The organism is Ruegeria sp. YTSA168 (genome assembly GCF_059610045.1).
Genome location: NZ_JBXWMW010000008.1, coordinates 103,024 through 122,852, shown reverse-complemented (window position 1 = coordinate 122,852; position 19,829 = coordinate 103,024). Strand labels below are relative to the sequence as shown.

Here is a 19,829-nt window from a genome sequence, read left to right as displayed (position 1 = left end):
AAGCGGTCAGTGCGATAACTCAAGCACCTTTGCCCGGCGTCTCGCGATATCAGAGCGCCGGGGATATAATTCGAATAATGATGGCCAAACGGTCAAACATGGCCGCGCTTATAGGACGCCCGAGCCTAATGGTCCAGAGGGTCCGGGCCTTCCACCCCATGGCGCAGTTTTGCCCAGCGGTTGAGCCATGCCAGACCAGCCAGCGCTAGGCCCAGCGCGAGCAGCGAGAACACCCGGATCAGCCCGCCCAGGCCCGCGATGTCGATTAGGAAAACCTTGGCCACCGCCAGCCCGATCACCACCAGCCCCGCCTTGCGCATCAGGTCAGACCGACGCGCCAGAGATTGGTAGAACAGCGCAGCGCCAATCAACAACAAGGCCATTGTATAAGTATATAGCTCTGGCTGGGTGACCCCGTTGCCCTCATACATGCCATCAGCCCCTTGCCAGACATGACGGATCATCAGACCCAGCCAAACAGCCGTCAATGCGATGCTCAGGCCATAGCAGGAGCGCTGCAACCAGAGAGGCATCGCAGGAATACGCCATGCCGAAAACGCAATTGCCAGTGCGGGCAACAGATAGGCAACGGCCAGCGTATTCAGCACCGGTGGGCCGAGAACCGGCTGGGCAAAAGGGTTCAGCAGCGGGTTGCTGATCTCCAACGCTTCGAACAAACGCATCAGGCCATGACCGGCAAAAAACACCGCTAGCCCATATCGCAGATAGATCAGTTTGCCGCCCAATTCGAACCGTTGCACTTGCGCAAAAGCCAGCAACAACCAGATGACGGCCAGCAGGCCCAGGCCCCAGTGGCTGTTCTGCGCGCCGCCTTCGCCGAAGGTTTCCAGCCAGCGCAGCAAAAGCAGCGACAACAGGATGCCTCCGGTCGCCCAGGCGGCGCTTTCCAGCAGCATCGTGGCAATGGGGCGGTCCAGCGGTTTGATCAGGATCCAGCCCGCGACGAAACCAATCGTTGCTGCGCCGTAAACCAATGTCATCTCCCACAGGGGCGCAGTGTCTGCCCAGTGCAAGCCTGGATCCAACACCAGACGCAAGGTCACCGTGAACACTCCGGCCCAGATGAACCAGCTCATCTGTGGCAGGATGAACCGACGATCCAGTGCCGCCGCCACGACAATCGTTGCGACCAACGCGATGGTCAAGGCGGCCGAACTGAGGACGATGACACAGGCGAAGGCCAGGCACGACAGCGCGGATAAGGTGGCCAGAGCAGGCCGCAATCGGTTTTCCGCATCAACCCGCGCGAACCGTTCTGCCAGCCCCACCATCAACGCGCCCAAAGCGATAGCATGCAATGCCCAGGGGTATGGGCCGATCACGGTGGCGGGTTTCCAGCCTATTTCCAATGCTATCGCCATTGCCGGGGCAAACAGCACCGCCGCCCTGGCCCAGACAGCAGCATAACGCCCCGCGCCAAAGGATCGCCAGGCGGCGAGGATGGAAATCAAAGCGGCCAGAGCGACAAGGCCAGTGATCACCATTGGGGTATCTGCTTCAACAGTTTCGGCATAGGTGGCTGCGAAGGTTTGCGCCGCAATCCCTCCATCCAGCCCATGCATCAACACATAAGCGATCAAACCAATGGCCGGGAACACGGTCACGTCTTGCAGAGCGGGCGCATTTTTGCCCCACAGGATCAGGCCCAGCAGAAGCCCTGTCAGCAGGATGATGCCCAGCCAGAATTCGCCAGACGAATCCGCCCAATACAGCGACAGGATCGCTGAACTGACCGCGACTGCAGCAAAGGCCACACGGGTCGGAAACTCAGGCCAGGGATCCCCTTTCTTGCGTCGGATCAGTTCGGCCACCATTGGGCCGGTGTGATCGGGCCAAAAGCGTCGCGCGGGAACCGCTATTGCCAGCACCGCCAGTGCGGTGGCGCAGGTCAGATATCCGGGTTCCGTTAACGGCGAAGACAAAACCAGCAGCAGGCTGGACACATAGGCAGCAACCAGGGTCAAAACCGTGACCCATGCCCAGCGGCGTACGGTATCGATACCCAGCCCCAGAAGGGTGAGAATGATGAAATATCCATACAGCCAGGTTGGATCATCCGAAGATCCGCCGACCACAAAGGGCGCTGCAAAACCGCCCAGCAAGCCAACGGCGGCCAGCAACGGGCCATGAAACCAACCAAGAACCAATCCCAGAAGTGCGATTAACACCATGCCGCCCAGTGCGGTTTCGGGTGAAATCAGGTCGTACATCTGCCGGGCGGCCAGAACACCTCCGAACAAGGTTACCAGGCCCGCGCCAGAAAAGACGGATGGCAGATAGGCTGTGCTCGCGTCTTCATCATCGCCAAACCTGCGACGGACATATTCACCAGCAGCGATCAGGACCGCGCCAAAGGCCAAAGCGGCGGCAACACGTGCCGATGGCGGCAGCAAACCGTTCTCAACCCCGTATTGAACCAGAAAAATTCCGGCCAGCGCCAAGGACAGGGCTGAGACGGCATAGAACCAGTTTTCACGCAGCCAGCCCCAAAGCGCGGCAAACCGATCCTGCCGAAAGACAACCGCGCCTTGCGTGTCCTCCACTTCGCTTGTCTCAGGTTCGATCTTGACAGCGGGCCAGGGCGATTGAGCAGGCTCCGTTGCAGGTGCAGGCTCCTCCGACTGAACCTCAGGTTCTGGCGGCAGAGCCTCTTTCGGTGTTGGTGGCATGGCCACAAGTTGCTGTTCCAACTGCTCGACCCTGCGGCGCAATCGTGTTTGCCCAACCAACAGCACAATGATCGAGACAGGTATCGCCAAAACAATCAGGCCAAGAAGAACAAGCAGCGATTCCAATTGAAGCTCCGTAGCTGTTATCGGCGCAAGCTACACCGCGTGTGCCCCAGAGCAACAGTCAGGAATTCCGGCCAAAACGGTCAGGGATGAAACAGCGAACCCACCAGATAGGCAATCGCCGCCGCTGCGCCGCCGATCAGCAGCGTCTCAAACCCGGATTTCCACCAACGCACCAACGACCATCGGCTTTTCAACGCGCCAATGGCGAAGAACACACCCATCGTCATCCAAGCCGAGATTACAAAGGCGTTCTCCAGTGCGATCAAAAAGGGTAACAACGGGATCAAACCAGCCACCAGAAAAGCAAAAAACGTCGCCAGCGCTGCCTTGATGGGATGCGGATCGACGCTGCCCAACCCGTATTCGCCCTCGATCATAAGATTGATCCAGCTTTCGTGGTTCGAGGTGATGGCAGCTGTTGCGTCGTCCAACACAGACCCTGACAAACCTTTCTGCGCCAGAATCTCACGCACCTCATCCCGTTCCCCTTGCGGGTAGAGCGCAATGTGGCGTTCTTCGATCGCACGAATGCGTTTGATGTTGTCCAATTCAGCCTTGGTGCCCGAGTAGTTCCCTGCCGCCATCGAGAAACCATCGGCCAGAACATTCGCCAGCCCCAGCGCCACGATGACAAACGATGACAGCCCCGCGCCGGCAACCCCAGCCACGATGGCAAATGTGGTGACCGAACCGTCGATACCCCCATAAACCACATCGCGCAGAACGCCGCGGCCCGGTGGTGCGTTGATCCGCTGTGCGATCTCCTGCTGGCTGTGACCGTGTTCTGTCATGGCTGGCCCTCCGTCCCGTTCAGTGTGACGAAGGGCTGTCAGATGCGCTTTGCGTCAGATCAACCCTTGGAAAACAGCCCCTTCAATGCCCGCTTGATCACGGCGCGGGTCGATGGCTTGTGGCGGTCCGAGAAAGGCAAGGGCCTACACACCTCCATCGCGGCGACGCCCACTCGGGCGCTGAGCGCGCCGTTCACCAACCCCTCGCCAAACCGGCGGGACAGTTTGCTGAGTACCGAGCCACCGAGCACCGGTTCCAAAAGGTCATCACCCACCGCAACCGCGCCAGTTGCGACCAGATGCACAAACACCGCACGGGTCAGACGCCAGCTGCCCAGAAATCCGGCGCGTCCGCCATAAATTTCCGCGATCCGCCGGATCATCCGCAACGAGGCTGCAAGGGCGGTCACCACATCCGCCAAAGCCAAGGGCACCAAGGCCGTCACCGTCGCTACCTGACGCGCTGCGGCCTCAACCTCGCGGCTTGCGGCGACGTCTAGCGGGGCCAGTAACTCATCCTCGGCCAAAGCCAACAGGCCTGATGCGTCAAACTGCTCGGGCATCCGCTCGGACAATCGGTCGCGACCCCATTGGGTCTCATTCCGCCCTTTGTAGAAAGCGATCAGCCGGGTCGTGACAGCGCGGGCTTTGGCCAGATCGGCGTCGGTCAGCGCCTCATCGGCAGCGCGGCGCAAACCATCGACGCGGGTCAGGCGACCAATCGCTGCCAACTCCCGGATCGCGATGATCAACGCGACAAAAACCAGCGCCCCGATCAGCCCGGTGACGATCCACCCCAGAACAGGCGCGCGGGCGACCAGTGAGGTGGTGAAATCCCAGGCGGCGATCGAGATCGTGGCCCCAATAACCGCCAGCGCCAGCCCCCAGAACCAACGCGACAGGGCTGAGTGCTTGCGCGCGGCAAAACGCGCCGCGCTTTGCATCGCTTGACCCTGGGGCTGAGCAAGGTCAGGCACCGGTGGGGCCATGACAACATCGGTGACGGGTTCCTCTGCTTCAAGATCAATTAGAACCGGGCCTTTAGCCATGTGCTGCCCTTTCGCTATGCCAGACGTATTTGATGTCCGGCAGGTTTTCATCGTTGTCGATCCCGTCGCTGCGGGCAACCTCGGCAAAGCCATGACGTTCGTAGAACCTGCACGCGCCGGTATTTGCCTGAAAAGCAAACAGGCTGAGTTGCGGGTGCTGCGCCTTGGCATGATCCAGCAGCCGCGCCCCGATCCCCTGCCCCCGCGCAGTGGCCGTCAGGTACAACGAATGAATATCCGACCCGTTCAGGGCCAGAAACCCAACCACTCCGTCCGGGGTTTCTGCCACCGTGACCCAGTCCTGATCAATCATCCAACCGCAAAAGGCGATGGTTTCTGCGCAGCTATGCAGTTCCGGCATCCAGTCGTTTTCGCGGGCAAACCCGTGTAGGATTTCCCCGGTCTTCCCGGCATCGGTGCTGCAGGCAGGGCGCAACGTGACCATCACAGGCGGTCTCCGATCAGGAACTGCGCCGCGCGGTCCAGCCGGATATGTGGCGGGCCATCGCCGGGGCGCAGGGTCAGCTGTGCCGGGGCAAACCTCATAAAACCAAAGTCATCCCCCAACCATGTCTCGGCCCCGTTTCGGGCTGGGCCGAGCAGATGGGCCGGGTCATCCGGCAACTCGCCGGGGTAAAACGCCGCCTGTTTACCACTGTCCTGCAACCTGCCGCGCACGCAGGGCAATTCGGCCCCTTCATGACTGCGCATCTCTTCGGTTGTGGCCCGCAAGGAAGCCAGTGACAGCGCCGCTGTTTCGGCGCCTGCAAAGCTCGCCCGGTCGCGCGCCTCACGTGTTAGCGCCTCCATAATCGCGGTCAGGCGGGGGTGCTGCGTGTGGTGCAGATGGTCCGCCTTGGTGGCCGCAAACAAAATACGTTCGACCCGTTTGCCCAGCAGCAACTGGCTGAGCCACGCGTTGCGCCCCGGACGAAACGCCGACAGGATATCGCCCATGGCGCGGCGCATATCCTCGACCGCTTGCGGGCCTTTGTGGATCGCGCCCAACGCATCGACCAGCACCACCTGGCGGTCGATGCGAGAGAAATGATCGCGGAAAAAGGGCTTTATCACCTGCGCCTTGTAAGCTTCGTAGCGCCGCTCCATCTCGCGCTGCAAGGTACGGCGGCGCGATACTTCCGTCACCGGCAAGGGCGCAAAGGTCAGAACCGGAGAGCCCGTCAGATCGCCCGGCAGCAGGAACCGCCCCGGCGTACAGTCGTAGAACCCGGCGTCCCGCGCCGTGTTCAAGTAAGTCGTGAAGGCGGCAGCCAAGGCTTGCGCAGTGGGTTCATCATGAACAGCCGTCAGATCGGTCGCAAGGGCCTGTTGCAAAAACCCGGCCGCCTCAGGGCGGTTTTCGATGCGCGCCAAGGTCTCCTGCGACCAATCGGCGTAGGATTTGTCCAGCAACGCAAGATCCAGAAGCCACTCGCCGGGATAGTCCACGATATCCAGATGTACGGTGCGCGGCCCCTGAAGCCCTGCCAGCAACCCCGCAGGTCGCGCCTTGAACGACAGGCGCAACTCGGACACCGCGCGCGTGCTTTCGGGCCAGTGCGGCTGTGGGCCTGTCAGGTCGGAGAGGTGAGACTCGTAGTCGAACCGCGGGACCGTATCGTCTGGCTGCGGCTGCAGGTAGGCCGCGTTGATGCGTCCCTCTTGCTGCGCGACCAGGCCGCTCATGCGGCCCCTGTCCAGCAGATTTGCCACCAGCGACGTGATAAATACCGTCTTGCCAGAGCGCGCCAAACCGGTGACGCCCAGTCGGATGACCGGCTCGAAAAACGTCTCGGACACGCTGTCGCCGATGGTTTCGACGCCGCGCACAAGACTGTCTGCCAGGGATGAGATGACCAAATTGTCGCCCCGCAATAATCGTTTCGCCCAAGATAGGTAGCCGCTGCCGGACATGCCAGCGCTTTCGCCCCCTTGCCCGTTCGCGCGCTGCGCGCTACCAGCGGCCCATGCCCAGATATGCTTTGAAAGTCGAATACCAAGGGAAGCCGTTTGCCGGATGGCAGCGCCAGAAAGAGCTGCCCTCGGTTCAGGGGGCCATCGAGCACGCTCTGTCCCGCATTCAACCGGGCGATCACACCATTGCTGCCGCCGGGCGCACGGATGCGGGCGTACATGCATTGGGGCAAGTGGCCCATTGCGATCTGATCAAAGAGTGGGATCCGTTCCGCCTGTCCGAGGCGTTGAACTATCACCTGAAGCCGCAGCCGGTAGCGATTGTTCAGGCAGCGCAGGTTGATGACGACTGGCACGCGCGCTTCACGGCGGTTGAACGTCAATACCTGTTTCGCATCCTGATGCGCCGCGCGACTGCTACCCATGACAAAGGGCAGGTCTGGCAGATCAACCATCAGCTGGATGTCGAAGCCATGCAGGCGGGTGCTGATATGCTGATCGGACGGCATGATTTCACCACCTTCCGATCCTCGATCTGTCAGGCGGCCAGCCCAATGAAAACTCTGGATGAGTTGCGGGTGGAACAGGTGCAGGGTTTCTCGGGCCCCGAGGTTCATTTCCACGTGCGGGCGCGGTCATTCCTGCACAATCAGGTGCGCAGCTTTGTTGGCACGTTGGAACGTGTTGGCGCAGGGTCGTGGTCGCCTGAGGATGTGCGCAACGCGCTGGAAGCCGAAGATCGCTCCGCCTGCGGGCCGGTTTGCCCGCCGCAGGGGCTGTATCTGGCGCGGGTTGGGTATCCCGATCCGGTCTTCTAGATCGCGCGAAGTAAAAGACCGCTGGCAATCACAACAATCACAAGCCCAGCCACCAGTTCGATGGTGGGGGCCAGGATCGACGCGAATCGTGTGGCCGAAGCCGAAGCAAGCAAACCGCCGCGCAGGCCAAAAGACGTCCAACCCACCAATGTGGTTACCAGTGCGGTGCCCAGTGCCATAGCAAACGCCCCGGCGATTCCGACCCAGGCGATGCCCATCTGCCATGTCAGAATCAGGACAAACAGCGCTCCGGTACAAGGTCGTGCAGCGATCCCCGCGATCAGGATGATCGCTTCGCGAACACTACCGACATTGGCGACCTCCTCCGCGCTGGGGCCGTGTCGATGGCCACAATCCGAGCAGACCTCACCCTTGTCGTGATGGTCATGATCGTGGGCATGACCATGAGTATGAGTATGAGCCTGCGCAGGCTCGACAGCATTACGTGATCGCCTTGCAAAACTGCGCGTGCCCCTGAAAACAAGCCAAAGCCCAATTGCGGCAATTGCAGCGTAGCTGATTGGGGCCATAACCTGTTCGGTCGCGCCCACAAGCGCCTCACGCGATGTCTGAAAAACAAGGACCCCCGCATAAACCAGAACCACTGCCGTAACCGCCTGCCCGAGGCTCGACAGCACACTGATGGCTGACAAGCGCCAGAATGCAACGCGCCGGCCCAGGCCATATCCGCCGATCAGAACCTTGCCATGCCCCGGTCCAATCGCGTGAAAGAACCCATAGGCAAAACACACGGTCAGAAGCGTTGCGACGGCCTCGGGCTCTCCGGCGCGAGTGGCACGCAAGGCACGCGCGATTTGGTTCTGGAATTCGCGCTGCTCTCCGGCGGCCCAGGCCGCGAGGCTGTCAAAGCCGCCGCTACCCCAGAACCACAGCAACAGGCCGCATGCAAGCGCAACAGGTACAATCAGGTATTTGGACATGAAATCAGGATTTCGGTGGCAAAGCTTTCCCCGACCAGCGGGATATCATTCTCTTCCAGATCGTATTCTGCATCCAAGGTCAGCAGGAACGCCTGCATCTGCGCCAACTGTCCATCGATATCCGGGTCGATCCGCTCCATCACACATGATACAGGCCCGGTAACGGTTACCGGTCGGTTCACCTCGTAAGCGGTATAGTAGGTCTCATCAAACGGTTTGGCCGACAGGGCAGCCGCCGAAACAGCGCCGCCTTCGACCGCGCGCAGATGCGAGGTGATGATCCGCCCGTTTTCCGCCGTGGCATGAGGCTCCAGCGGACCGGACAACGCAACCGCGACGCCGCCCGCAGTTACAACAAGGTCTCCATTATAGCCTTCGATCCATTCCGCATCAAAACCTGTCAGGATGTCTTCTTCGCGTGCCGTCAGCGCACCATCGCCATCCTGATCCAGCTTCATATCCTCGAGCTGTAGCAACGAGAAAAATTCGTCATAGGCCCAGGTCACGCGGATATGGGTTAACTGGCCTGCCTCATCCACGATAAATTCCAATCCGGTGTCGATGAAGACATGCGGATGGGCCAAGGCCGGTAAGGGCAGGCAACAGGTCAGGAGTGGTATCAGCCAACGCATGCGCGCAAGATAGGGTGCGGGCCTCACAGCGGCAACGCGTTTCGCACGCATCATGCAAAAACCAGCCGATGGGATTAGGTTTGTGGGAACAATATGAGTGTCTGCAGTGCCGTCCCAACAGGACCTTCGGTATCAAACAGTACGGATTGCGACATACCAACACCCGACGGCTGCCAGTGTGACAGCGCCTCGGACGCCAACCAATCCGACGCTGGTTCACGGTGGATGTTCACGGTCAGGTCCGTATTCATGAAGCCCATTTCAGATGTCGGCGCATTCCATGAGATGCCATTGCCACAATCCGCCAGCGCGCAAAGCGACTGAATGGGTGATTGCGCTTCGCCTTCAAGCAATTGAGGCGTGCGCATCCAGACGGTTTTCGGACCGGGCCCATGCTGCGTACCCGCAGGGTGTTTCACATCGCTGAAATGCGCGAAACCGAGTTTTTTGTGACGAACCTCACCGATGGGAAACGGGCCATCAACCGCCGTGTCATAACGCGGCCCGATGATATCGACATTGGGCACAGCTCCAAGATCACGCCGCACCAGATGCATGGTCGAAGCAGTTGCACATAGCGTATCATCCAGATCGTGGACCGTGACACGCGTTGTTGCCAATGTCTTGGTATGTCGTGTCGTCTCTGCCGCCACACGCAACCCGGCCAAGGGTAAGGGGCGCAGCAGATCGACCGTCAGCCGGGTCAGCATCTTCTCGGCACCGACCTCGGTTTCAGCTGCGCGCACGATCAGGCCCGCAACTGGCCCGGCATGACAATGATCTGCTGACCAAGGGCCACGGGCCGGATCGTTTCCGACAAAGGCGCCATCTTCGACCTGACGAAAATAGGCCAAACCTTCGAAATCCAGCGCTGCGGCCATCTGGGATCAGACCTTTTCCTGCGTGTGCTTTTTCAATTCTGCACGTGCGACTTGACGACGGTGAACCGCATCGGGCCCATCGGCCAGCCGCAGGGTCCGAACATGGGTCCAGGCGGTGGCGAGAGGTGTATCCTGACTGACCCCCTGACCGCCAAACATCTGTACCGCCTCATCGATCACCTTGAGTGCCACACGCGGCGCAACAACCTTGATCTGGCTGATCCAAGGGGCCGCCGCCCGCGCATCGCCCTGGTCCATGTACCACGCCGCTTTCAGACACAGCAGGCGGGCCATCTCGATCTCCATCCGGCATTCAGCGATGATGTCGTAGTTGGCCCCCAGCTGCGCCAATTTCTTGCCAAACGCCTCACGCTGCATGGAGCGTTTGCACATCTGTTCCAGTGCGCTTTCGGCCTGACCGACGGCACGCATGCAATGATGAATACGTCCCGGCCCCAACCGTCCCTGCGCGATCTCAAATCCCCGGCCTTCGCCCAAAAGAATATTCTCTGCAGGCACACGCACATTGGTAAACCGAATATGCATATGGCCATGCGGTGCGTCATCGTGACCATAGACCTGCATAGGCCTCAGAATTTCGATCCCCTCTGCATCTGCTGGCACTACGATCATCGACTGGCGCTGATGCTTTGGCTGATCCTCTCCGGCCGTCTTTACCATCACGATATACACTTTGCAGCGCGGATCGCCCGCGCCCGATGACCACCATTTCTCGCCATTCAGAACATAGTCATCACCGTCCCGCACGCAGGACATCGACACATTGGTCGCATCGGATGAAGCGACATCCGGTTCGGTCATCAAATAGGCCGAACGGATCTGACCATCGAGCAGTGGCTTTAGCCATTGCTCTTTCATATTCTCGGTCCCGTAACGTTCGAACACCTCCATATTGCCGGTATCCGGCGCGGAACAGTTGAACACCTCGGCCCCCAGCGGGGTTTTACCCATCTCTTCGGCGAAATAGGCATACTCCACCGTCGTCAGCCCGAACCCCTTGTCGCTGTCAGTCAGCCAGAAATTCCACAGCCCAGCCGCCTTGGCCCTAGCCTTCAGCCCTTCAAGAATTTCGGCTTGGCGTTCGGTATATTGCCAGCGGTCGCCTTTGTTGATCTCGGCCTGGTATTCCTCTTCCAGCGGCATGATCTCATCGCGGACCATATCGGCAACACGTTGCAAAAGGGCGCGGTTCTCTTCGCGCAGACCAAAAGACATATTCATGAGAATCCCTCCTGCCCCGTGAAATCCGGGCTGTACCTCGCGCCCCGAGGATGGCTTAACTGTCGGGACTCTGTCCAGTTGGGTGACGGAACGTCATCAGTCATTTTCAAACGAAGGGACCACCATGGCGCTGTTGATAGACACCGGGCTGACCAACTGGATCAGTGATGCCGAGATCGCCAATGAGATTCGATCCGCACTACCAGGTGCCGATATTCGCACGCCAGACACAATCGGCAACGCTGATGAAATCACGATGGTTGCTGTTGTCGGCCTGAAAGACGACCACTTGCGCCAGTTGCCGAACCTGAAACTGGTGCAAAAGCTTGGGGCCGGTGTGGAAACTATCGTTGGCAATCCAAACCTGCCCAGCCACATGCGGGTCGCGCGTCTGAAACCCGATGCACCAGCACAGGGCATCGCCGAGTGGTTTCTTGCCTACATCCTGCGCGCCCAGCGCCATATGCCGTTTCACGAGGCCGCACAGGCCCGTGCCGAATGGCTGCCGAAAGAGCCAATCTTTACACCTCATACGACTGTCGGCGTTCTGGGGCTGGGCCATATCGGGGATCGTACCGCGCGGATGCTGCGCGCTGTCGGGTTTCAGGTCTTGGGTTGGAGCCGCTCACCCAAACAGATCGAAGATGTCACCTGCCTGCACGGTGATAATGCCCTGCCCCAGTTGCTGGGTCGGTGCGATCACGTCTGCGCCATCTTACCCTCGACCCCACAAACTGTGGGTCTGTTCGATGCGCAAATGCTGGCCGCGATGAAGCCCGGTAGTCAGTTGCTGAACGCGGGCCGAGGCGATCTGATTGACGAAGTCGCGCTGATCACCGCACTGGATCGGGGCACGCCAGGCCATGCGGTTCTGGACGTTACGTGCCAAGAGCCTTTACCAGCCGACAGCCCGCTTTGGCACCACCCGCGTGTCACGATCACACCACATGTATCGGGCTGGCACTTGGGCGACGCACTATCGGATGTGGCCGAAAATTTCCAAAGACTTAGCTCAGGCGCGCCTTTGTTGAATGAGGTCGACCGCGCGCGCGGCTACTAGCGTGTTCAGGGGGCCATCACCCAATTCCCTCCGGCATCCTTGCACTGGCGTGTTCTAACACCGCGAGAGGCTTCCTCGCCTTGCGGCTGAATATCGTGTTCCAAGCGAACACAATTGCCTTCGATCGCAATGATGCGGATCGTTCCCTGTGATCCGGTTTTGCCATTTGCCCACCCCATCTCTTTGCCGACACTGGGAGTGCCATCAGTAAGCAAGGCGCGCGAAGTTTTGCTCGCCACCTCGAAATCCGACGGCGACAGCCCCATTTCAGCAATGATTCGGGAGAGCGGCTTAGCCGATGCGGTCGTGAACCCCATCGCGCTGAGAATTGCCAAAACAAATATGATCCGGGCTTTCATGTATGCCTCGCTGAACTGAGATAAAATACAGCACGAGGATATACCCACGCTAAATCGGGGCCAACCCCCGCTTGGCCGGACCTTCAAATTATCCCGAACAAACCTATCGTCAGCCCGGCGCTAGAGGCTACTCCACGTTCCCCTCATAGTACCAAAAAGACAGCCCGAGGCATTCCATGACCCAACCGACCTATTTTGCGCCCACTGGCGGGCACCCCGGCCAGGATCAGTTGCTGACCGATCGCGCCATGTTCACCGATGCCTATGCGGTGATCCCCAAGGGAACGATGCGCGACATTGTCACCAGCTATCTGCCGTTCTGGGAAGGTACACGCCTGTGGGTTCTTTCGCGCCCGTTGAGCGGGTTTGCCGAGACATTCTCGCAATACATCATGGAGGTTCAGCCCGGTGGCGGCAGCGACCAGCCGGAAACCGATACTCGGGCTCAGGCGGTTCTGTTTGTCGTCGAAGGCACCGTACAGCTCACCCTGAATAGTGAGCAATATAGCTTAGAAACAGGGGGATATGCCTATATCCCGCCGGGTGCGAATTGGACCCTGCACAATCAATCAGATGCTGTGACGCGGTTCCATTGGGTGCGCAAAGCCTATGAGGCTGTACCCGGATTGCCCGCCCCCGATCCCATCATCACGCATGAGCGCGACGTAGCGCCGGTTGAGATGCCCGGAACCCAAGGTCGCTGGTCCACAACCCGCTTTGCCGACCCGCAAGACCTGCGTCATGACATGCATGTCAACATCGTCAATTTCGAACCCGGCGGCGTGATCCCTTTTGCCGAAACCCATGTAATGGAGCACGGGCTTTACGTTCTGGAGGGCAAGGCGGTCTATCGCCTCAATCAGGATTGGGTCGAGGTCGAGGCGGGGGACTACATGTGGCTGCGCGCCTTTTGCCCTCAGGCTTGCTATGCGGGTGGACCGGGGCGTTTCCGGTATCTGCTGTACAAGGATGTGAACCGGCACATGCCACTCTCATTGTCGCGCTAGATCCGGATTCATCGTATTTTATCTTGGCAGGGGTTCACACGGACCTCGGAATTTGCTGAAATCCCAGTATATTCCGTTTTTCAAGTATTGGAGACTGGCCCATGAAACTGCGCACCCCTCTGATGGCCCTGGCCGCAATCGCACTGGTGGCCGCCTCGGTTTCCACACCAGTCGCAGCAAAAGATGAAACCAAATCGGTCTTTGTAATTAACCGCACCTGGGCAGTGACCAAAGTATCTGATGAGCCCGTCATCTACCGCGCCACACGCGACAACAACAACCTCAACCCCTTTGGTCCGCCACCGCGCCTGCGTACCCTGCAGGCCATCACAGCGATCCAACAGGCAACCGGCTGCAAACCGATCGTGACCAGCATGTATCAAAACATCTCTGGGCAGTTCTTCTCGCAGGTCAGCTGCGGCTGAAATTGGTACAATACTTTCATTGAGATCGCCTGATCTGGCTGCCATAGCTTGCGCATGAAACTCGCGATCAATGGATTCGGCCGCATCGGCCGCACGATCCTGCGGCAGGTTTTGGCCCAGCCGCAAGGATCAGATATTGAACTGGTGCTGATCAACGATATCGCACCGCTCGACACCTGCGCCTATCTGTTCAAATACGACAGCACCTTTGGCCCTTATGCCGGGGATGTGTCGACTAGCGACGCTGCCCTCGTAGTTGATGGTTGCTCAGTGCCGATGACGCACAGTTCTGATCTGGCAAACATCGATCTGTCGGGTGTGGACGTTCTGCTGGATTGCACCGGGATCGCGCGCACATCCGATGTGGCCCGCCGGGGTCTGGCGGCCGGGGCACGCAAGGTTCTGATCTCGGGCCCCTCGCCTGCGGCCGAGCTAACGGTGGTTCTGGGCGCAAACGAGGATAAACTGGGCGACGCCAGTATTGTGTCAAACGCATCCTGCACCACAAATGGCCTTGCGCCTCTGGTGCGTCTACTGGATCAGATCGGCGGCATCGTCTCAGGTCACATGACCACCATTCATTGCTATACCAACAGCCAACCGATGGTCGACGCGCCGCGCGGCGATCTTGCGCGGTCGCGGGCGGGGGCACTGTCGATGGTGCCGACCACCTCCAGCGCCACCCATCTGATCGATGTTGTCCTGCCGCATCTGGCCGGGCGCATCTCGGGCGCGGCCGTGCGGGTTCCGACCGCCAGCGTCTCAGCCGTGGATCTTGTTGTGACTCTCGAACACGGGATGAATGCGCAAGCTTTCGATGCGGCCTTCCGCAATGCGGTAGAGGCCTCGGCCGTGCTGGGCTGGACTGATCTGCCGCTGGTCTCTTCCGACCTCAGAACCCGCCCTGAATCGCTGGTCATCGCAGGCCCCGAGACCCGGATGGTGAGCGAGACCCAAGTGCGCGTTTTCGGTTGGTATGACAATGAATGGGGCTTCTCGGCCCGTATGCTGGACGTCGCCCAATTGATGGCAGCGGCCTGATCCAGACCACCCGCAGCGGGCGGCTTGGCCGCACGCTGCCTGGCCCAACGGGTCATGGTGCATCTTTGATGCGTCCTGACCCGGCGGGAGCCTACCGGGATCAGCCTGCGACCACCTTATAAGGTGTTTCGAACCAATGCTCTTCAAGATTCGCGCCCTCACCGATACGATCGACCACAGCAAACAAACCGGGGGCATGTAGCGGGGTCAGCACGCCGTGCCATGTGCCCCGATGGTAGTTCACCGCCTGCCCCGGCCGTGTCAGGAAAGCCTGCGGAGTGCCGGGCTTGCCGTCCTCATCGGGTGCGACGATCACCAGAAAGGGCTGGTGGGTCATCGGGATGAAGGCCTGGCTGCCATCAGGGTGACGCTCAACCATATCCAGCGCGTAGGGCAGCGCGCGCGGATTGGCGTTGAACAAGCTGATCCCGGCGCGCCCGTCGGTGAACTCCAGCAGCGCCCGGTCATGATACCGTCCGCATTGCCCCTGATTGATGATCTTGTCAGGGTCGCCAGACAGCTCAATCACGTCCCCAAACGGCGCGAAAGCTGCGGCGGTTAGCGGCGTGACGACGATCTGGCGGTTCATGAGGGCAATATGTCCCGCAGCCGGAACTCGGCGATACGCTCAACCTGACGGCAGGCTTCAGAAAGCTCCGCATCTCGATCCTGCTCGATGCGCCGCTGAAACGCCGTAAGGATCGAGGCCTTGTCATGATCCCGCACCGCAATGATGAAGGGAAAACCGAATTTTTCGGTGTACCGCGTGTTCAGATCTGTGAAGGCCGCACGCTCCTCATCTGTCAGCGCATCCAACCCGGCTGAGGCTTGCTCGGATGTGCTTTCAACAGTCAGCCGCTTGGCCTGCGCCAGTTTGCCCGCAAGATCGGGGTGCGAAGTCAAAACACCCAGCCGTTCAGCCTCAGATGCAGAGCGGAACATGCGCGCCAGCGCATTGTGCAAACCGCCTGCAGTGTCATGCGCCGGCCCAAGCTCCAGATCATAGGCCCGTTCCGCGATCCAGGCCGAGTGTTCAAAGATACCTCCAAAGGCGTCAACAAACGCCGAGCGGTCCATCTGCGATGGCTTTGGATTGGTAACGGGCGGATGAGTCTCGGCCCAATGTTCGGCAATCTGCAACCGTGTGGCAAACCACACATCCGAGAAGCTGCGCGCATAGTCCAGGAATCGTTTCAGTGCCATGACCCGACCTGGCCGCCCGATCAGACGGCAATGCAGGCCAATCGACAGCATCTTGGGGGCACCGGCCTCACCTTCTGCATGGAGTGCATCGAAACTGTCCTTCAGATAAGCATAGAACTGATCACCCGAATTGAACCCCTGCGGTGTTGCAAACCGCATGTCGTTGCAGTCCAGCGTGTAGGGCACGATCAACTGATCCCGACCACCGATCTGCACCCAGTACGGCAAATCGTCATCATAGGTGTCCGCGACATAGGCGAACCCACCTTCTTCGCCCACCAGACGCATGGTGTTCTCGGAACATCGACCAGTGTACCAACCGCGAGGGCGTTCGCCTACAACTTCGGTATGCAGGTGGATTGCCTCGGCAATCTGGGCGCGTTCCTGCGCCTCAGGCATGTCCTTGTGTTCGACCCACTTCAGACCGTGACTGGCAATCTCCCAACCGGCATCCCTCATGGCCGCCACCTGATCCGGAGACCGTGCCAAAGCGGTCGCCACGCCATAGACCGTGATCGGCAGGTCCTGCATCAGGCGATGCAGCCGCCAGAACCCGGCCCGCGCGCCATATTCGTAAATCGATTCCATGTTCCAATGGCGCTGGCCGGGCCATTGGGCGGCCCCGACGATCTCGGACAAAAACGCCTCGGACGCTGCATCCCCATGCAATACACAGTTCTCACCACCTTCTTCGTAGTTCAAAACGATCTGCACAGCCAGCTTTGCCCCTCCCGGCCATTTGGCATCCGGCGGAGTGGCACCGTATCCGATCATATTCCGTGGGTAACGCGGTGGCTGCATGGGGATTTCCGAGCTCTGAACTGTTTCGACAGGCATATCCTAGAAATCCAGCGATGATTATCAAATCAAACCGAACGCTGTTTCGGCTTCTTTCGGCATTTCCCCTGTTTCGATGTTTGCGCCACACTGTCACAAAGCGAAGTTACGCACCTGAAGGAGGCTAACGTGGCAGGCTATCTGACAACCCATGTACTGGACACCGCCCGGGGTTGCCCCGCCGCTGGTTTGAAAATCGCACTCTACCGGGTCTCCGGCAACTCGCATCGTAAGTTGGTCGAGATGGAGACCAATTCGGATGGACGTACTGACAGCCCGATCCTACCCCCGGAAAAATTCAAGACCGGCACATACGAGCTAATCTTCTTTACTGGGGATTACCTACGTTCAACCGGCCAAGATGGGGATGATCCCTTGTTCCTGGATCAGATCCCAATCCGTTTTGGCATGTCAGATGCCGAGGCGCATTATCACGTGCCGCTGCTTTTGTCGCCTTACGGCTATTCCACCTATCGCGGCAGCTGATCCCTTAGGTTTCAGTGCCGCGCAGGAAGGCACTGATACGCTCGATCATGAAATCCATGAACAAACGGGCCTTTGGGTCCTGATGACGCCGATGTGTGTAAAGGCACGCCATCTGGACCGGAACAGGTGGCGTCTGCTGCGCGACTGGCACCAGGCGACCTGCCGCCAAATGCTCTGCCACCTCAAAAACGGGCTTCATCGCAATGCCTTGGCCTGACACCGCCCAGTCGGTCAGCACATCCCCGTCATCACATTCAAATCGGCCGGACACGGCAAACCGTTTCGGGCCATCGGAGGTTTGCAACATCCACTGAAATTCGGTCGCACCGGGAAAGCGAAGATTCAGGCATTCGTATTGGCCTTTGATCAGGTCTTCACCAGATTGCGGCATGCCCCGCCTCGCGACATAGCCGGGTGCGGCGCATAATACCCTTTGGCAATCCGCGATCTTGCGAATGCGCAAGGTGCTATCTTCCGGCTGGCCGATAAAAAAGGCCAAATCCAGCCCTTCGGTCGTCAGATCAACGGACCGATCCGTCAGGCGCAATCGAACATCAATTTCGGGATAGTCCGCAAGAAAATCAGGCACATGCGGCGCCAGCAACCGCCGCCCTACCCCCAACGGAGCCGCCACGAACAGCGACCCGCGCGGTGCTTCGGTCAAATGCGTCACCTGCGCCTCGGCCTCATCGACCGCATCTAGTACCGCCACCGCACCAGGGTAGAACGCTTTGCCCTGCTCGGTTGGAGACAGGTTGCGCGTTGTACGCTGAAACAGCCGCACGCCCAGATGATCCTCAAGCTGCGAGATTCGCGCCGACGTCACCGCAGGTGAAATGCGCAAATCGCGCCCAGCGGCGGACATACTGCCCAAATCATAGACACGGACGAAGGTACGGATATTGTCGAGATAGGACATCTTATCGTTTTTTTTGATACAGTTTGACAATATACGGGAATACCGAAGAAAAGCCCGTTTGCCTAGTGTGACGGCAACCAATCGGAGACCTCTGAAATGTACGACTTCGCCGTGTTCTGGGACTGGATGGCCTTTGCCGTGCGCTGGCTGCACGTGATCACGGCCATGGCCTGGATCGGATCGTCCTTTTACTTCATCGCACTGGATCTGGGCCTGAACCGGAATATTCCCGACCCGGCGGATGGCGAGGAATGGCAGGTTCATGGCGGCGGGTTTTATCACATCCAGAAATATCTGGTTGCGCCCGAACGGATGCCTGACCATCTGACCTGGTTCAAATGGGAGAGCTACTCGACCTGGCTGAGCGGCGCGGCGTTGTTGATGATCGTCTACTGGGTCGGCGGAGAGCTATACCTGATCGACGCGGAAAAGGCTGATCTGGCGTTGTGGCAGGGCATTCTGATCTCGGCCGCATCGTTGACCATCGGGTGGCTCGTCTATGATTTCCTGTGCAAATCCGGTCTGGGTGAACGCCCAACCCTGTTGATGGTGCTACTGTTCGTCCTGCTGGTGGCCATGGGCTGGGGGTACAATCAGATTTTCACCGGGCGGGCGATGATGCTGCATCTGGGGGCCTTCACTGCCACAATCATGACGGCCAACGTGTTTTTCATCATCATGCCGAACCAGCGCATCGTTGTGGATGATCTGAAGAACGGGCGCACACCGGATCCGAAATATGGCAAGATTGCCAAGCTGCGGTCGACCCACAACAACTATCTGACGCTGCCGGTTCTATTTCTGATGCTGTCGAACCACTATCCGCTGGCGTTTGCGACCGAATACAATTGGATCATTGCGGCGTTGGTGTTCCTGATGGGCGTCACGATCCGGCACTACTTTAACACCCGCCATGCGCGTGCTGGTAACCCGACATGGACTTGGCTTGCCACAGCCCTGCTGTTCATCGCCATCATGTGGCTGTCGACAGCGCCAATGTACAAGCCCCTGGAAGAGGCCGAAGCCCAGCCACTGACACCATATGAACAGCGCTTTGCCGCAGCAGACGGCTTTGCCGAAGCGCATGATATCGTTCTGGGACGCTGTTCCATGTGCCACGCCCGTGAACCGGTTTGGGAGGGCATCCTCTGGGCCCCCAAAGGTGTGCTGCTTGAGACCGAGGCCGACATTGCCCGGAATGCGAAACAGATCTACCTGCAGGCCGGTGTCAGCCACGCCATGCCCCCGGCCAACATCACCTATATGCAACCCGAAGATCGCGACGCGCTCATTCGCTGGGTCCGCAACGCCGGGCTTTGACGCCCGCGCTGGTTCGCGTTGACGAATGTTCCCCCTTTTCCCGGATCGCTTCAGATGATCTAACTCAAACTCGATCAGCCGCGCCATT

Annotated in this window: 20 protein-coding genes; 7 read left to right on the top strand and 13 right to left on the bottom strand. The window is 59.4% G+C overall.

Annotated elements, in window-relative coordinates; genetic code table 11:
* Positions 1-125 precede the first annotated feature (125 nt).
* The 5 genes from AC2FFE_RS14945 to AC2FFE_RS14925 form a co-directional block, all read right to left on the bottom strand.
* A complete protein-coding gene (locus tag AC2FFE_RS14945; RefSeq protein WP_496847014.1) occupies positions 126-2,816 on the bottom strand; it encodes a DUF2339 domain-containing protein in 2,691 nt (896 codons plus the stop codon).
* Between the two features lie 80 nt (positions 2,817-2,896).
* A complete protein-coding gene (locus tag AC2FFE_RS14940) occupies positions 2,897-3,607 on the bottom strand; it encodes a VIT1/CCC1 transporter family protein (RefSeq protein WP_496847013.1) in 711 nt (236 codons plus the stop codon).
* Positions 3,608-3,666: 59 nt separating this feature from the next.
* Positions 3,667-4,656, bottom strand: a complete 990-nt coding sequence (locus tag AC2FFE_RS14935; RefSeq protein WP_496847012.1) for a YcjF family protein — start codon at positions 4,654-4,656, stop codon at positions 3,667-3,669.
* Positions 4,649-5,101: a GNAT family N-acetyltransferase gene (locus tag AC2FFE_RS14930; RefSeq protein ID WP_496847026.1), complete on the bottom strand. Its 453-nt coding sequence runs from the start codon at positions 5,099-5,101 to the stop codon at positions 4,649-4,651. The genes AC2FFE_RS14935 and AC2FFE_RS14930 overlap by 8 nt, the downstream gene beginning before the upstream one ends.
* Positions 5,101-6,516, bottom strand: a complete 1,416-nt coding sequence (locus tag AC2FFE_RS14925) for a YcjX family GTP-binding protein (RefSeq protein WP_496819952.1) — start codon at positions 6,514-6,516, stop codon at positions 5,101-5,103. Before AC2FFE_RS14925 ends, AC2FFE_RS14930 begins: the two co-directional genes overlap by 1 nt.
* 107 nt (positions 6,517-6,623) lie before the next feature.
* Between AC2FFE_RS14925 and truA the strand changes: the two genes are divergently transcribed.
* A complete protein-coding gene (gene truA / locus AC2FFE_RS14920; protein WP_496819953.1) occupies positions 6,624-7,388 on the top strand; it encodes a tRNA pseudouridine(38-40) synthase TruA in 765 nt (254 codons plus the stop codon).
* Here truA and AC2FFE_RS14915 read toward each other — a convergent pair.
* Genes AC2FFE_RS14915 through AC2FFE_RS14900 form a run of 4 tightly spaced genes read right to left on the bottom strand, consistent with a single transcriptional unit; the run spans position 7,385 to position 11,084 of the window.
* Positions 7,385-8,329: a nickel/cobalt transporter gene (locus tag AC2FFE_RS14915; protein ID WP_496819955.1), complete on the bottom strand. Its 945-nt coding sequence runs from the start codon at positions 8,327-8,329 to the stop codon at positions 7,385-7,387. The two genes, truA and AC2FFE_RS14915, sit on opposite strands and share 4 nt — an antisense overlap.
* On the bottom strand, positions 8,314-9,012 hold the full coding sequence (locus AC2FFE_RS14910; RefSeq protein WP_496847011.1) for a DUF1007 family protein: 699 nt from the start codon (positions 9,010-9,012) through the stop codon (positions 8,314-8,316). Before AC2FFE_RS14910 ends, AC2FFE_RS14915 begins: the two co-directional genes overlap by 16 nt.
* 23 nt (positions 9,013-9,035) lie before the next feature.
* Complete coding sequence (locus AC2FFE_RS14905) at positions 9,036-9,842, bottom strand: thioesterase family protein (protein WP_496847010.1); 807 nt, start codon at positions 9,840-9,842, stop codon at positions 9,036-9,038.
* A 6-nt stretch (positions 9,843-9,848) separates the two neighbouring features.
* The gene (locus tag AC2FFE_RS14900; RefSeq protein ID WP_496847009.1) at positions 9,849-11,084 is read right to left on the bottom strand and encodes an acyl-CoA dehydrogenase family protein; all 1,236 of its coding nucleotides are present in this window, start codon (positions 11,082-11,084) and stop codon (positions 9,849-9,851) included.
* Between the two features lie 124 nt (positions 11,085-11,208).
* Here AC2FFE_RS14900 and AC2FFE_RS14895 point away from each other — a divergent pair, with 124 nt between their 5' ends.
* A complete protein-coding gene (locus tag AC2FFE_RS14895; protein WP_496819963.1) occupies positions 11,209-12,144 on the top strand; it encodes a 2-hydroxyacid dehydrogenase in 936 nt (311 codons plus the stop codon).
* Between the two features lie 5 nt (positions 12,145-12,149).
* On the opposite strand, the gene AC2FFE_RS14890 is transcribed toward AC2FFE_RS14895, so the two are convergent.
* Positions 12,150-12,503 carry a hypothetical protein gene (locus AC2FFE_RS14890; protein ID WP_496847008.1) on the bottom strand — a complete coding sequence of 118 codons (354 nt, stop codon included), beginning with the start codon at positions 12,501-12,503 and terminating at the stop codon, positions 12,150-12,152.
* 176 nt (positions 12,504-12,679) lie between these two features.
* On the opposite strand from AC2FFE_RS14890, the gene AC2FFE_RS14885 reads away from it, so the two are divergent.
* From AC2FFE_RS14885 to AC2FFE_RS14875, 3 genes are all read left to right on the top strand, one after another.
* Positions 12,680-13,510 (top strand): bifunctional allantoicase/(S)-ureidoglycine aminohydrolase, encoded by an 831-nt coding sequence (locus AC2FFE_RS14885; protein ID WP_496847007.1) that lies wholly within the window; start codon positions 12,680-12,682, stop codon positions 13,508-13,510.
* A 101-nt stretch (positions 13,511-13,611) separates the two neighbouring features.
* Positions 13,612-13,935 carry a hypothetical protein gene (locus tag AC2FFE_RS14880; RefSeq protein WP_496847006.1) on the top strand — a complete coding sequence of 108 codons (324 nt, stop codon included), beginning with the start codon at positions 13,612-13,614 and terminating at the stop codon, positions 13,933-13,935.
* Positions 13,936-13,989: 54 nt separating this feature from the next.
* Positions 13,990-14,976 (top strand): type I glyceraldehyde-3-phosphate dehydrogenase, encoded by a 987-nt coding sequence (locus AC2FFE_RS14875; RefSeq protein WP_496847005.1) that lies wholly within the window; start codon positions 13,990-13,992, stop codon positions 14,974-14,976.
* 100 nt (positions 14,977-15,076) lie between these two features.
* On the opposite strand, the gene AC2FFE_RS14870 is transcribed toward AC2FFE_RS14875, so the two are convergent.
* The gene (locus AC2FFE_RS14870; protein ID WP_496819968.1) at positions 15,077-15,565 is read right to left on the bottom strand and encodes an ureidoglycolate lyase; all 489 of its coding nucleotides are present in this window, start codon (positions 15,563-15,565) and stop codon (positions 15,077-15,079) included.
* On the bottom strand, positions 15,562-16,980 hold the full coding sequence (gene puuE / locus AC2FFE_RS14865) for an allantoinase PuuE (RefSeq protein ID WP_496820080.1): 1,419 nt from the start codon (positions 16,978-16,980) through the stop codon (positions 15,562-15,564). Before puuE ends, AC2FFE_RS14870 begins: the two co-directional genes overlap by 4 nt.
* 165 nt (positions 16,981-17,145) lie before the next feature.
* Here puuE and uraH point away from each other — a divergent pair, with 165 nt between their 5' ends.
* Positions 17,146-17,502, top strand: a complete 357-nt coding sequence (gene uraH / locus AC2FFE_RS14860; protein WP_496819969.1) for a hydroxyisourate hydrolase — start codon at positions 17,146-17,148, stop codon at positions 17,500-17,502.
* A gap of 4 nt (positions 17,503-17,506) precedes the next feature.
* Here uraH and AC2FFE_RS14855 read toward each other — a convergent pair whose 3' ends face one another.
* On the bottom strand, positions 17,507-18,421 hold the full coding sequence (locus AC2FFE_RS14855; RefSeq protein ID WP_496819970.1) for a LysR family transcriptional regulator: 915 nt from the start codon (positions 18,419-18,421) through the stop codon (positions 17,507-17,509).
* Between the two features lie 96 nt (positions 18,422-18,517).
* On the opposite strand from AC2FFE_RS14855, the gene AC2FFE_RS14850 reads away from it, so the two are divergent.
* Positions 18,518-19,741 (top strand): urate hydroxylase PuuD, encoded by a 1,224-nt coding sequence (locus AC2FFE_RS14850; RefSeq protein WP_496847004.1) that lies wholly within the window; start codon positions 18,518-18,520, stop codon positions 19,739-19,741.
* Positions 19,742-19,829 lie beyond the last annotated feature (88 nt).

What these genes read in the sequence shown, in the direction of transcription:
- AC2FFE_RS14940 (WP_496847013.1), bottom strand. Translation starts at nt 3,607, where the DNA reads ATGACAGAACACGGTCACAGCCAGCAGGAGATCGCACAGCGGATCAAC.
- AC2FFE_RS14935 (WP_496847012.1), bottom strand. Translation starts at nt 4,656, where the DNA reads ATGGCTAAAGGCCCGGTTCTAATTGATCTTGAAGCAGAGGAACCCGTC.
- AC2FFE_RS14930 (WP_496847026.1), bottom strand. Translation starts at nt 5,101, where the DNA reads ATGGTCACGTTGCGCCCTGCCTGCAGCACCGATGCCGGGAAGACCGGG.
- truA (WP_496819953.1), top strand. Translation starts at nt 6,624, where the DNA reads ATGCCCAGATATGCTTTGAAAGTCGAATACCAAGGGAAGCCGTTTGCC.
- AC2FFE_RS14915 (WP_496819955.1), bottom strand. Translation starts at nt 8,329, where the DNA reads ATGTCCAAATACCTGATTGTACCTGTTGCGCTTGCATGCGGCCTGTTG.
- AC2FFE_RS14910 (WP_496847011.1), bottom strand. Translation starts at nt 9,012, where the DNA reads ATGCGTGCGAAACGCGTTGCCGCTGTGAGGCCCGCACCCTATCTTGCG.
- AC2FFE_RS14905 (WP_496847010.1), bottom strand. Translation starts at nt 9,842, where the DNA reads ATGGCCGCAGCGCTGGATTTCGAAGGTTTGGCCTATTTTCGTCAGGTC.
- AC2FFE_RS14900 (WP_496847009.1), bottom strand. Translation starts at nt 11,084, where the DNA reads ATGAATATGTCTTTTGGTCTGCGCGAAGAGAACCGCGCCCTTTTGCAA.
- AC2FFE_RS14895 (WP_496819963.1), top strand. Translation starts at nt 11,209, where the DNA reads ATGGCGCTGTTGATAGACACCGGGCTGACCAACTGGATCAGTGATGCC.
- AC2FFE_RS14890 (WP_496847008.1), bottom strand. Translation starts at nt 12,503, where the DNA reads ATGAAAGCCCGGATCATATTTGTTTTGGCAATTCTCAGCGCGATGGGG.
- AC2FFE_RS14885 (WP_496847007.1), top strand. Translation starts at nt 12,680, where the DNA reads ATGACCCAACCGACCTATTTTGCGCCCACTGGCGGGCACCCCGGCCAG.
- AC2FFE_RS14880 (WP_496847006.1), top strand. Translation starts at nt 13,612, where the DNA reads ATGAAACTGCGCACCCCTCTGATGGCCCTGGCCGCAATCGCACTGGTG.
- AC2FFE_RS14875 (WP_496847005.1), top strand. Translation starts at nt 13,990, where the DNA reads ATGAAACTCGCGATCAATGGATTCGGCCGCATCGGCCGCACGATCCTG.
- AC2FFE_RS14870 (WP_496819968.1), bottom strand. Translation starts at nt 15,565, where the DNA reads ATGAACCGCCAGATCGTCGTCACGCCGCTAACCGCCGCAGCTTTCGCG.
- puuE (WP_496820080.1), bottom strand. Translation starts at nt 16,980, where the DNA reads ATGCAGCCACCGCGTTACCCACGGAATATGATCGGATACGGTGCCACT.
- AC2FFE_RS14855 (WP_496819970.1), bottom strand. Translation starts at nt 18,421, where the DNA reads ATGTCCTATCTCGACAATATCCGTACCTTCGTCCGTGTCTATGATTTG.
- AC2FFE_RS14850 (WP_496847004.1), top strand. Translation starts at nt 18,518, where the DNA reads ATGTACGACTTCGCCGTGTTCTGGGACTGGATGGCCTTTGCCGTGCGC.